This is a genomic window from Burkholderia sp. SIMBA_051, assembly GCF_046534915.1.
Taxonomy (GTDB): Bacteria; Pseudomonadota; Gammaproteobacteria; order Burkholderiales; family Burkholderiaceae; genus Burkholderia; species Burkholderia ambifaria.
In genome coordinates this window covers 64,833-77,942 of the sequence record NZ_JAWRXS010000005.1, presented here as the reverse complement: position 1 = coordinate 77,942, position 13,110 = coordinate 64,833, and the positions used below count along the sequence as shown (strand labels likewise).

At 60.8% G+C, this 13,110-nt stretch carries 9 protein-coding genes; 4 read left to right on the top strand and 5 right to left on the bottom strand.

The window, feature by feature from the left end:
• Both SB771_RS13540 and SB771_RS13535 read right to left on the bottom strand, forming a co-directional pair.
• Positions 1–711, bottom strand: coding sequence for an HAD-IA family hydrolase (locus tag SB771_RS13540; protein ID WP_175705271.1), 711 nt, complete (start codon positions 709–711; stop codon positions 1–3).
• 70 nt (positions 712–781) lie between these two features.
• On the bottom strand, positions 782–1,858 hold the full coding sequence (locus SB771_RS13535) for an ABC transporter ATP-binding protein (RefSeq protein ID WP_175705272.1): 1,077 nt from the start codon (positions 1,856–1,858) through the stop codon (positions 782–784).
• Positions 1,859–1,956: 98 nt separating this feature from the next.
• Between SB771_RS13535 and SB771_RS13530 the strand changes: the two genes are divergently transcribed.
• On the top strand, positions 1,957–2,937 hold the full coding sequence (locus SB771_RS13530; RefSeq protein WP_175705273.1) for a LysR family transcriptional regulator: 981 nt from the start codon (positions 1,957–1,959) through the stop codon (positions 2,935–2,937).
• A 242-nt stretch (positions 2,938–3,179) separates the two neighbouring features.
• On the opposite strand, the gene SB771_RS13525 is transcribed toward SB771_RS13530, so the two are convergent.
• Both SB771_RS13525 and SB771_RS13520 read right to left on the bottom strand, forming a co-directional pair.
• On the bottom strand, positions 3,180–5,462 hold the full coding sequence (locus SB771_RS13525) for a beta-glucosidase family protein (protein WP_175764146.1): 2,283 nt from the start codon (positions 5,460–5,462) through the stop codon (positions 3,180–3,182).
• Between the two features lie 421 nt (positions 5,463–5,883).
• Positions 5,884–6,357 (bottom strand): cyclophilin-like fold protein, encoded by a 474-nt coding sequence (locus SB771_RS13520; RefSeq protein ID WP_244096705.1) that lies wholly within the window; start codon positions 6,355–6,357, stop codon positions 5,884–5,886.
• 811 nt (positions 6,358–7,168) lie between these two features.
• Between SB771_RS13520 and SB771_RS13515 the strand changes: the two genes are divergently transcribed.
• The 3 genes from SB771_RS13515 to SB771_RS13505 all read left to right on the top strand — a co-directional run bounded on the left by SB771_RS13515 (position 7,169) and on the right by SB771_RS13505 (position 12,084).
• A complete protein-coding gene (locus tag SB771_RS13515) occupies positions 7,169–8,668 on the top strand; it encodes an aldehyde dehydrogenase family protein (RefSeq protein ID WP_279607300.1) in 1,500 nt (499 codons plus the stop codon).
• Positions 8,669–8,863: 195 nt separating this feature from the next.
• On the top strand, positions 8,864–10,486 hold the full coding sequence (locus SB771_RS13510) for a GMC family oxidoreductase (protein WP_175705275.1): 1,623 nt from the start codon (positions 8,864–8,866) through the stop codon (positions 10,484–10,486).
• Between the two features lie 275 nt (positions 10,487–10,761).
• Positions 10,762–12,084, top strand: coding sequence for an MFS transporter (locus SB771_RS13505; RefSeq protein WP_175705276.1), 1,323 nt, complete (start codon positions 10,762–10,764; stop codon positions 12,082–12,084).
• A gap of 816 nt (positions 12,085–12,900) precedes the next feature.
• Here the strand turns inward: SB771_RS13505 and SB771_RS13500 are convergent.
• Complete coding sequence (locus SB771_RS13500) at positions 12,901–13,077, bottom strand: rubredoxin (protein WP_244096738.1); 177 nt, start codon at positions 13,075–13,077, stop codon at positions 12,901–12,903.
• Positions 13,078–13,110: the final 33 nt, after the last annotated feature.

The window sequence follows — 13,110 nt, the reverse complement described above, 5'->3', positions numbered from 1 at the left end:
TCAGGCCGCGGCGCGTTCGGCGTCGACCGCATCCGCCAGCGCGGCAAGCGTCGGGAAGCAGAACGTCGGCGGCGTCACCGCATCGGGCACCGGCGTTCCGCCGAAGCCATGCTGATCGCGCCGCCGTTCGATCCAGCATGTCGCATAGCCGAGCTTTGTCGCGATACCGATATCGTGATACTGGCTCTGCGCGGTATGCAGAATCTCGCCGAATTTGTAGCCGAACGCGGCCTGACGCCCGCGGTTGTACGCGAAAAACTGCGGATCGGGTTTCGCGACGCCGGTTTCGTCGCAGCAGACGGTATCGTCGAATGGATCGCCAAGCGTGTGGGCATATGCCGAGAGCGCGACACGGTCTGCGTTTGTCATTGCGACGAGACGAAAGTGCTTGCGCAGGCGCTTGAGCGCCGCTACCGAGTCGGCGAACGCGGGCCACTCGAGAACATCGCGCTGGAACGCGGCGGCAGACTGCACGTCGTCGGGCAACCCAAGCTCCTTCGCAAGCGATCGGTAGACGTTCGCCATCTCGCGGCTCGAGCGGCCGGGGAACGCTGCGCGGCCCCGCAGGTACGGTTCAAAAATCTGGTCGTCGGAGAGATCCTTCGCGGCGACCCCGCCGAGGCGGCGCACCGAGGCGAGCACGCCCTGTTCGAAATTGATCAGCGTGCCGACGACATCGAACGTCAGCACCTTGAAATCGGTAAGCTTCATGGCCTGGATCCTTGATTACATGAAAATTGAGCGAAACAACTGAAACAAGCACAAACCGGACGCGCGCCCGTCAAGCGGGCACGACGATCGTGTCGTGCGGATCGAGCGCGACGGCGACGGAAGCGCCCGGCGGCGGAATACGCCGCCGCGCATCATGGTTGCCCGGCTGACGCAAGCTGAGCGCGGTACCGTCGGACAGCGCCCCGAACACACGCAGGCTTTCTCCCTGATAGAGCACCTCGGTCACGCGCACGCTCAAGCGGTTCGCGCCGGACGGTGCGCTGCCGTCGTCGATGACGAGCTTTTCGGTCTGTACCGCGAGCAGCAGCTTGTCCGCACGCGGCAATGGCGAGCTCGTTCGCAGCACGGCATCGCCGAGCCGCACGAGGTCCTCCCCCGCCCGCTCGACGGGCAGTAGCGTGGCCTCGCCAATAAAGCTCGCGACAAACGCGTTGCACGGCCGATCGTAGAGGCGCTCCGGCGTATCGATCTGGACAAGCTTGCCGTGCCTCAGCACCGCGACACGATCGCTCATCGTCAGCGCCTCGCGTTGATCGTGAGTCACATAGATGATCGTCGCGCCGAGCCGTCGATGAAGACGACGCAGCTCGATCTGCATGGTCTCGCGCAGTTGCTTGTCGAGCGCGGAAAGCGGCTCGTCCATGAGGATCAATTGAGGTTCGAACACCATCGCGCGCGCGAGCGCCACGCGTTGGCGCTGACCACCCGAGAGCTCGCCGACACGTCGGTCCTCATAACCTGCCAGTTCGACCATCGCGAGCGCATCCGACACTCTGCGCGCCCAACCGGCCTTCGGCTCGCCTCGCGCACGCAGCGGAAATGCAATGTTCTCTCCGACCGTCATGTGCGGAAACAGCGCGTAGTTCTGGAACACGATCCCGATGTCGCGCTTGTGAGGCGGTGCAAATGTAATGTCCCGGTCGCCGACCCAGACGCTGCCGCTCGTGGGTTGCACGAATCCGCCGAGAATGCCGAGCAGCGTTGTCTTGCCGGACCCGGACGGGCCGAGCAACGAAACGAATTCGCCCTGCGCGACCTCAAGAGACACGTCATCCAGCGCCGAAACGTTGCCATAACGTTTGACCGCCGACCGAACCGAAACGCCCGCCTTCACTCTCGCGTCCATCTGCCGCTCCCGCATGTCAGACCGTGTTGAGGAAAATATAGGCGCCGTCATTTTTGGCGGCAATTCCCAAATTGTTGGATCGGGCATAACATCAGGTCATGCCGAACCTTCGTCGCAAACTCCCCAGCGCGAATGCGCTGTTCGTCTTTGAAGCAGCCGCCCGTTGCGGAAACTTCACGCGCGCAGCACAGGAGCTCTACGTCAGTCAGCCGGCTGTGAGCCGTATGCTTTCACGCATGGAGGAACACCTGGGCGTGAGGCTGTTCGAGCGCATACACGGCGGCATTTCGCTCACCGAGGATGGCAGGATTCTGTACCGCAAGATCTCGGAGGGCCTGAACGGCATCGAAGATGCAATCCACGAGATCGAGGCCCGGGCAACGGGCGTCGAACCCGTTACGCTGTCGGTGTCGACAGCGTTCACGACCCACTGGCTGATGCCGCGAATGAGTCGGCTGAACGCGGCGTTCCCGTCGGTCGACCTGCGGTTCCAACTCATTTCGGGCCGCATCGGCGGCCCCCTTGGCGACGTCGACCTCGGCATGCGCTTTCTGCATGAAAGCGAACTCGGGGACAATAGCGTGCGGGTCATGCCCGAACTGCTGCTACCGGTATGCAACGAGCGCTATGCGGAGATTGCGCAAAGCGATGCATGGCGCCAGCACGGCGACACGGTAATTGTGATGGACGCGGAAGAGCGCGGCTGGCACACGCGCTTTTCCGCGTTCGCGAGCCAGGCGCGCACTGTCACCAACGTGCTAAGCCTGAACGATTATGCGATCGTCATCCAGGCGGCGCTGCTCGGCCAGGGGGTCGCACTCGGCTGGGTGAACGTGCTCACGCACTGGCTCGCGGAGAAAGCGCTCGTGCCGGCCGAGTCCGAGCTGATTGGTACTGATCGCCTGTGTTGCCTGTCCTGGGCGCCAGGCCGCCCTCTCAGGCCGATCGTCGCCGATGTAAGAGACTGGTTGCTTGCGGAAATGCAAGCGGATCTCGTAGCGGTTGACCGTGCGTACCCGGCGCTCGGCTTGGCAGCGGCGATCTCCGGCTATGCGGTGTCGGGCGCAAGACGGCAGTGAATTGTCTCGCCGGCGGTTGTCTCCCTCTTCTGCCGCGGCGCGGCCGGCCATGATCCCGTCTCTGTCCACGGACCTGCATCGTGCGCGATTCGTCACACTTATCGATGGGCGTCTTATGAGATGCATCGAACGAGGAAGCGCGATCACGTGCAGGGACTATCGTCGGTTCCGGCCGCCCACGCTGCTGGCTGCGACTGGAAGTACTTCCCGCGTGCATTGCGAGAAGTACCACCGTGTCCACTTCATCGAGCGTTCGACTTCGTCAGACGACCCGGTGCGACATGGAAGGCAACAGTCCGTGACAACGCTCTCGGGTCGCGAGATGAACCGGCCGCCAACAGCTTGTAGCTGCCACCGTTGATTCGCCACAGATGCGCATCGACGTCCCAGATTGCGAAACGTTGTGCGGGAACCGAAATACTGACCTGTTGTGCGCGACCCGGTTCGAGCGACACCTTCGTCCACCCCACGAGTCGCTGCGGCGGCTCCCCTGTTCCCGGCGGAAGAGTTGCGTACACCTGTGCGACCTCCGCCCCTGCACGCGACCCGGTGTTCGTCACCGTGAAGGTGACGACTACATTGTTCGCTCCGTCAACCCGAACAGTCATGTCCGAGTAAGCGAATGCCGTATACGAAAGTCCGAACCCGAACGGAAACAATGGCTCGATGGCTTTCGCGTCGAACCAACGGTATCCCAGCAACAGTCCCTCGCGGTACTCGACGTTCAATGCCTTCCCGCCGATAGCCTGTTGAGGAAGATCGGCCTCCTGTCTGGCGAACGTAATCGGGAGCTTGCCGGAAGGATTGACGTCGCCGAACAGCACGTCGGCAATCGCTTGCCCGCCCCGCACGCCCGGATACCAGGTCTCGAGGACGCCGTGCACATTGGCGAGCCACGGCATCGTCACCGGACTACCGTTTTCCAGCACGACGATGATGCGCTTTGCCCGGGATGCCACCGCAGCAATCAGTGCATTCTGATCGTATTGCTGGTTGTACGGATCCGCCTTCGAATCAGGTAGTGAAAGACTGGCCAGATCGAATCCCTCCGTCTCCCATTGAGTCGCAAACACGATCGCGACATCGGCACGCGCGGCAGCATTCGCGGCGGCCGTCGTATCCGTACCATCGAAGTAGCTGACGGTCGCATTCAGCGCCTTCGCCTTGATCGCAGCCAGCGGAGAAGACTTGTACCAGGTCGCGCATACATTTATCAATGCTCCGGATGGCGATTGGCACGTCGCGACGGCGTTGCCGTCCGCTGCAGGCACCGCACCGGATCCACCGCCCGAAAGCACGCCCACATCCGCGTGCCCACCGATCACCGCAATTGACGAAACACCACCTGATGAGAGTGGCAACACCGGGTTCTGCGCTCCCGAAGCTGTCGCATTCTTCAACAAGACGAACGATTGCTGCGCAATCGACAGCGCATCGGCGTTCCCCGCCTGACGATCGACCGTGCCTCCGGGCGTCGGCGGAGAATCCATCACGCCCGTCGCAATGAGGGTTCTGAGCTTTCGCTGAACCATGTCGTTTAGTCGTGACATCGGCACGCGGCCGGTGGCAACTGCATCCTTAAGCTTCGACCCGAAATAGGAGACGATCGGAAAATCGGCAATCTTGTTTGCATCTGCTCCTGCATCCCCAGGTTGCTCCTCGTCAAGACCGGCAAGTGCCGAAGCAACGGTGCTGTGCGTAGCAGTCCAGTCCGACTGAGCGACACCCTTGAATCCCCATTCGTTCTTCAATACCGTCGACAGGAGATACGAGTTCTCGCAGGCGTAAACGCCATTTACAAGGTTGTACGAACACATGACATTGCCGGGCTGGCCGTCCTTGATCGCGATCTCGAACGCAAGCAGTTCCGTCTCCCGCATCACGCGCTCGTCGATGACGGAATTGCTGGTCATCCGATTCGTTTCCTGACCATTCATCGCCAGGTGTTTGATTGTCGCGATGACCTTCTGCGACTGAGTTCCGGCCGTTCTGGCTGCACCCATTACGCCAGCCAGGACCGGGTCTTCTCCCAGGTACTCGAATGTCCGGCCGCCGCGGGGTTCGCGCGCAAGATTGATCCCGCCGCCGAGCCCCTCCGCATAACCCAATGCGCGGAGCTCGATCGCAATGCGTTTTCCGTAGGTACTGGCCAACTGCGGATCCCAGCTTGCCGCCAGCGCGATCGGCGCAGGTAATGCGGTCGCACCCGAATCGACGATATTCACACCTCCCGCGGAGTCTGCGCTCGAAATCGGCGGAATCCCCAGTCTGTCGACGCCAGGGATATAGCCGGCGCCCTTCGCCCACGCGGGAAAGGGGCCTCCAATCGACAGCGCGGGCAGCCCGGCGCCGTGAACGAGCTGGATTTTCTCGTCCGTCGTCAATTGCGCGACCAGCGCTGCGGCGCGTTCATCGATGGCCGCATCACCGACGCCATTCGAAGTCGCATCACCTCCGCAAGAAGTGAGCAACAACGCCAACGGGCAGGCGCCCGCGAAGGCTAGGTATCGCAGGGAATTTCTCAAGCGAATGTCTCCGATTTTCGAGTTATATGTATTGACGTACACGCTACATGTGCAGCGCCACAACAAATTGCCACGCAGTCACATGCGGCAAAATAAAAATCCAACTTATTTATTCGGATTCCATATTAATTATGTGAGGGAAACCACCTCACTCACGAGGAATGTCGTTATGCCGGTAAATTGAAGCGTGTTGTTCGATCTGGTTCCAGATGCGAGCACCCGTGAGGCCGAAGCAGCAATTTCGCCGGCGGCGCTATGCATCCATCGACGATGGCGACGCCAGGATCGAGATGCCGCCTCCACTCATTCCGAGCGCGCGCAAGATAGAGCGCCTACGATCACCCATTCGACAGCGTCGCAACTTGCGGACGGCAACCGCCTGTGACGTTCGATTCGAAGCGACGCCTCGCTCCAGCCGTCCCTATTCGCCCTCAACACGCTCGATCTTTGCGTTGAACGACGACGTCTTCGTCAAGATGTCGAGCCCGGAGACAATTCGCCCGAGGTTGATCAGAGATCTCGAGTACCCGAAGTCGTTATAGAAGATGGCAAGATTTCCCCACGGCGCGTAGTAGGCAACGGTGCCGACGGATGGATCGAATCCATCCGGCGCGCCTGACGTCGACAATGTGCGTGGGAGGTAACTGACCTTTTCTGTCGCGTGATAGTCCTCGAACTTCAACGTCAGTGGCAGTTGGGATACGAAATCCCTGCTTGTTGCGTTGTCTTCCAGTTCGGCAACGATCCTGCGACCGTCGACGTTGATCGCGACCTTCACCTTCCTCTCTCCTTGGTTACCGCCACCGTTCGAGTTCGCATTTTTTGCGGGTGTCGCGGCATTCACCGCGCCGGAACACAAAAACATGATCGTCGTAGCCGCAATGGCCTTTGTCATCAAACGCCACGTCATCGATTGCCCTCTTTGTATGCGTCTCGCATCAATCCTCGTGCCTGTGAATCAGCGCCTGTTCGTTTTTTGGTCAACGCAGTAGTCGTAAGCACCTCGACCGCAGTCGTCGCGGCCTCTGTTATGAAACATCATAAATCAGCTGGATCATCCAATTGATGACCCGACGTGAATACGGGTATGAACGCCACTCACGAGTCACGCGTGCGTCGCTACTGCACAATGCCGCGCTCGTCATCCGTCAAATTTTTCCGCCTGCACCTTCCTGCATTCGGAAGTTACGCATTTCAAATTGTCTTCGGCCTTGCTCCGACGTGGCCGAACGCGGCAGCCCGATGCATCGCGAAAGGCGGCGTGGCACATACCGCCTCACTGCATCTACAACACCTTGAAGTTTCACTGATCGGAACTCGTGCTATCTATCAGAATACGTGCTAGTATGATTTCCATCAGAGGGAGAAGTGGTCTGTGCGGTCTGCGCACCATCCGCTTCCGTACAGACCCCGATGGCAGATACATGAGAGGTGACATATGGCAAGCAGTGATCTCATCGCGCCTGACTACCGATACTCACGGGTCGATCGCCCGCTCCCGACGTTCGTCCATGCCTTCCCTGAAGCGCCCTCGCCTTTCTTTACATGAGCGACTGGGAGACTCCTTTTCCATCCTCGAATCACTGAACAAGTCGGTCACGCGTGCCTGAGCGGCCGTCGATCGACTCACCGAGTCGCCTGATACGGTCTGGCAGCGATCCGTCGCCGCCATCGAGCGACGAATTACCATCCACAGGAGAACAAAAGTGTCGTCTTCATCTGTCAGTGCATCGCCGATCAGCGCAGGCCATCAAAAGGCGCTCGACTGGCTCAAGTCCGGTCCCAAGCGCCTGCTGATTGGCGGACAATGGGTCGAGGCCGTCTCCGGCCGAACCTTCGACACGAGCAACCCGGCGACAGAAGAAACGCTCACCACGGTGGCGGAAGCCGACAGCGCCGACATCGACAAGGCCGCGATTGCCGCACGCAAGGCGTTCGAATCGAAGACGTGGAGCGGGATCTCGCCGCATACGCGCGCCCGCTATCTCCTCAGAATCGCCGATGCCGTCGAGCAGCACGCTGACGAGCTCGCCGTACTCGAAAGCCTCGACATGGGGGCGCCGGTCGCGTTTTCCGCAGGTCGCGTCGCATCGACGGCCGAGCTCTTCCGCTACTACGCAGGGTGGGTCACGAAGATCCACGGAACGACCAACCCGACCGACGATGCCAAGTTCATCTACATGTTGCGCGAGCCGATGGGCGTGTGCGCGCTGATCAACGCATGGAATGTCCCGCTGGTCATGGCTGCTTCCAAGCTGGGTCCCGCATTGGCTTGCGGCAACACCGCCATCCTGAAGCCCGCCGAGCAAGCGCCGCTCTCGACGGTGCGGCTGGCGGAACTGATTCACGAACTTGATCTGCCGCCTGGTGTCGTCAACGTCGTTCCCGGGTTCGGCGCGACCGCTGGCGCGGCAATGGCAGCCCATCCCGACATCGACAAGATCGCGTTCACGGGTTCAACCGGCGTCGGCCGGCAGATCCTGCAAGCCTCCGCCGGCAACATGAAGAAGGTGACGCTCGAGCTGGGCGGAAAGTCGCCGAACATCATCTTCCCGGACGCGGACCTCGACAAGGCGATCGAAGCGGCCGTCGTCGGGTTCTGCCGAAACTCGGGGCAGATCTGCTCGGCCGGCACACGGCTTTTCGTTCACGAGAGTCTCCACGACGAAGTCGCGCGACGCATCTCGGAGATCGCGTCCGGCTACCGAGTCGGTTCGCCGCTCGCGAACGATACTCAATTGGGCCCGCTTGTCTCGCGCAGGCAAATGGATCGCGTGATGTCCTATATCGATGCGGGGAAGACGGAAGGCGCCACGCTGAACACCGGTGGCAAACGCATTGGCGATCTCGGGTATTTCGTCGCACCCACGGTCTTCTCGAACGTGTCGAACAAGATGCAGATCGCGCAGGAAGAAATCTTCGGGCCGGTACTGTCGATCATTCCGTTCCGCGACGAGGAGGACGCCATTCTCAAGGGCAACGACACGCTGTACGGGCTGGCGGCTGCCGTCTGGACGCGTGACGTGAGTCGCGCGCATCGTGTAGCGCGCGCCCTGAAGTCGGGACGCGTGTGGATCAATACGTATGCGGAAACCGATCCCGTCATGTCCATCGGCGGCTACAAGCAATCGGGCTACGGCCGCGAAATGGGCGCGGAATCGATCGAAGCGTATACGCAGACGAAGTCGGTCCTGATGCGGCTTTGATCGCTGGACGTCGCACGCACGCGTACACGCGTGCGTGCGCGAAATGGAAGGGACGCAACACTCGTCCGGCACCAAGGCGCGGTGCCGGACGAGGTCGAACCACCACGCCGGGTCTGTGACAGTTCGACCGAATCAGGCCGAGCCTGCACGACCTTGCGCGATGCGCCATCACAGGATTCAATGAAATCCCCGCAAATGGACACGCACGACTATATCGTTATCGGTGCAGGGTCGGCTGGCTGCGTACTCGCCCGTCGGCTCAGCGAAAACAGGGAGAATCGCGTACTGCTGCTCGAGGCCGGCCCGAGTTCCGACAAGTTTTGGGTTCGAACACCTGCCGGCATGGCGAAGCTCTTCTTCAACGAGCGGTTCAACTGGAACTACTACACGGAACCGATGCCGACCTTGCTCGACCGGCGCATGTACTGGCCGCGCGGTAAAGGGCTCGGCGGGTCAAGCTCGATCAACGGCATGGTATACATCCGTGGACATCGTCAGGACTTCGACTACTGGCGCAGCCTCGGAAACACCGGTTGGGGTTACGACGACCTGCTGCCGTACTTCAAGCGAATGGAGCACAACGAACGCGGCGGAGATCATTACCGCGGCACAGGCGGCCCGCTGTGCATCAGCGATCCGGTCATCCGGCACCCGAGTTCCATCGACTTCGTCAAAGCAGCAGTCAACAGCGGCATCCCCTATACCGATGACCTGAATGGCGAGCGCCACGACGGTGTCGGCTTCATTCAGCACAATATCCGATCCGGGCAGCGCCATTCATCCTATACGGCGTACGTAGAGCCGGTCCGCGACCGAGCGAATCTCGAGATCCGCACCGGGTGCATGGTGCAGCGAATCGTGTTCGAAGGCCGCGAAGCGGTTGGTGTCGAGGTCGTCGAGCAAGGCGAACGCCGCATCCTGCGTGCATCCCGCGAGATCATCCTTGCCGCCGGTGCGCTCAATTCGCCGCAGATCCTCATGTTGTCGGGAATCGGTGCCGGAGCCGAACTGCAGCGTCACGGGATACCGGTGATCAACGAACTGCCCGGCGTTGGACGCAACTTGCAGGATCACTTCTACGTGCACTGCAGTTTCATGTCGACCCGCGACAGTTCGTACAACCACGATCTCAGCGGCCTGCGAAAGTACTGGCAAGGCCTGCGATACGTAACGACCCACACCGGTTATCTTGCGCTCGGCTCGTCCCAGGTGGCGGCGTTTGTCAAAAGCCGACCGGACGAGCCCTACGGGGATCTCCAGATCAGCTTTCGTCCAATGACCTTCACCTATCACGAGAACGGGAAGATCGAGGTCGACCCGGTCCCTGCGATGTCCGCATCGGTATACCGCGTTCGCCCGTCCGCGACGGGGACGGTAACGCTTCGATCCGCTGATCCCGCGCAGGCGTCGGCATTCACACCGAACTTTCTCTGTCATGACGATGACATCCACGCGATGATCCAGGGCGTCCGGCAGATTCGGCAAATCATGTCGACGGAGCCGATCGCTTCGCGCGTCGTCAACGAACGTTTTCCCGGCGCCGGCGTGGAGACGGACGATGCCCTGCTTCGCTTCATGGAGCAGCACGGCAATTCGGCGTTTCACCCGGCAGGAACCTGCAAGATGGGGCGCGACGAGATGGCAGTCGTCGACGAGCGCTTGAACGTCAGAGGTGTCGAACGACTGCGTATCGTCGACGCATCGATCATGCCCCGCGTGACGGCCGGCAATACGAACGCGCCGTCGATGATGATCGGCGAGAAAGGAGCGGACATGATCGCGCGCGACTCGAAAGCACGCCGCGCCAACGCGGCTTAGGGAGCGATCCGGTTTACCGCATGACGACGCATTTTTTAGTTTCATTTCATCACCATTTAACATAGGAGTACGAATAAATGGTTTAAAGGAAATCAGCCTCTCGCACAGGATGTGGCCCGGAATAACCTGTTCTCGACGGTTCCCAGGCCGCTCCTCACATCGTAGCTATGCAAATCACGGGCGCCCGTCCATTGCTGACACTGCGTAAACCAGGGTCCGCATATTGCGTGGTCGCCGTAGATTGAAAGAACATACCCCATGAAAGGGAGGAGACAATGTCCAGATCCAGTCCTTGGCGCACGCTTGCCGCCGGTTCGATCGGAAATTTCGGCGAGATCTACGATTTCGCGGTTTTCGGCTTCTCGGTGCCGATTCTCGCGACACACTTTTTCCCCGGCAGCAACCGGACCGCAGCCATACTGAGCACGTTTGCCGTATATGCCGTCGCATTTCTGGCCAGACCGCTCGGCGGTCTGATGTTCGGCATGGTGGCGGACCGGATCGGCCGGGTCAAAGTCATGGCCATGACCGTATGGCTGATGGCGCTCGGCACAGCACTGATGGGGCTGTTACCGACGTATGCCGAGATTGGCATTGCGGCGCCAATCCTGCTCGTGATGTGTCGCTTCGCCCAGGGGCTCGCGCTGGGCGGCGAGACTTCGGGCACGACAAGCTTTATCGTCGAAGCGGCACCGGACGATCGGCGGGGACGGTGGCTCGGCTTCACGCTGATTTTCTCCCACCTGCCGAACGCGGTCGTCGCGGGTCTTCTCATCGCCGTCCAGGCAGCCGGCTCGACCGCCTATGCCGAGTGGCTCTGGCGCATTCCCTTCCTGATGGGTGGCCTGATCGGTGTGGTTGGCTTCTGGCTCCGCCGAAACATCGACGAACCTGAAGAATTCAAGCAGGCAGCCCGCAAGAGCAAAGTCGACAATCCTTTACGCGCCGCCCTGCAATCGGGCGGATTGAGAGGTATGTTGAATGTCGTGATGATTCAGCCCGTCTATTCGGTCGGGGCGTACCTGTTGCTGGGATTCATGTACACGTTTCTCGTCCGGGTGGCGAAACTCGAACCGATGTCTGCGCTCGTTTCAAATGCGATCGCGGTGGTCGTTCTGTCGCTCCTGCTTCCGCTGGGCGGCATCCTGAGCGATCGACTCGGACGGAAACGCGTGCTGACGTTCGGCGCGGCATGGCTGGCGCTCGCGGCCTATCCGGCGATGCATCTCGCAGCCTCCGGCACGTTCAGCGGTGCGGTGATCGGGCAAGTACTGCTCGCGATCGGGCTCGGGATCAATGGCGGCGCCAACTTCGTCGCCGCGCCGGAATTCTTCCCGACTTCGTTCCGGGCAACGGGGCATGCGATCTCGTACCAGATCAGCGTGGCGACATTCGGCGGCACCAGCCCGTTCATTGCCACCTACCTCACCCAAGCGATCGGTACGCCTCTCGCCCCGGCGCTCTACGTGACCGCAATCGCACTGGTATGCCTTATCGCCACGCAATTCGTGCCTGAGACGCGAGGCATCCGACTTCGCACGTCGGTCGAAGGCACACCGAATGACGCGAGTGCCGCGGTGTTGCATGATGCTCGCTGAGCACGATTGAGTTGGTGGAACCGCGATGGCCGAGAGGTCATCGCCGGAGACGCGTGGAAATCAGGCGCCCGGCTTTGACAGCGGGCGCAACTGAATTTGAGTGATATGTGGTCCTAATGCGGAAATGACACTGCGGGATCCGTTATCGGTCAAAAACACAGAACGCGAGCGATGTAACGGAACCGTGGCCGAGCAACCCTTGACGGCGGCGTCCGATGTCACGATTCGTTGGATGCCGCCGTGCGCCGGTGCAATCTATCGGATGGACTCTACGCCCGACGTGAATGTCGCGTTTCGGCATGCACGCGAGCCAGTCCGCACGAACAACCAGATTTCCGTTAGATCAATCGGTACGAAGTCCACACCGACGTCGATGGGCAAATATTCCGGCACTAGCCGACACCGCCAGCGACCGGAACGGTGCATTTAGATAGACTTGTGTTCGATGCCATTCCAGCATCAATGCGTGCATCGGGGATAAATCCCGCGCGGCGACGTGTGGTTCAATCCGCTGCACGAACCGTTCGTCTGCTCCTGGGCGGCGACACGCTCCAGCACCCGTCTTCACCGCGAAAGAAGAAGATCGTCATTTCCCGCCCCGCCACCGTTGCGTCAACACGCACGCAACGCACGGCGTGGGGATGACCGAGGCCCGATCGGGTCAATCGTATCGAGCGCCCATGCGTTGCGCCAAACCATTTGCTGACGATCCAGCGTAGCGATTGCCCGTGCCCCATTGCCTGCTCCCGATGCTCCGAACGCCGACATCCTGGCGCTGCGCCGGACGCGATTCACGGCGTGCCGACGCTGAACGCCTTAGATCTCGATCATCTCGAAGTCGATCTTCGTCGCGGAACACTCCGGACAGATCCAGTCGTCCGGCACATCCTCCCAGCGCGTCCCGGCAGGAATGCCTTCGGCCGGCATGCCTTCCGCTTCGTCGTAGACAAAGCCGCACAGGACGCATTGCCACAGCTTGAACTCCTGTTGCACCGATCCGCTTTCCGGCGCTGCGCCGCTTTCGGT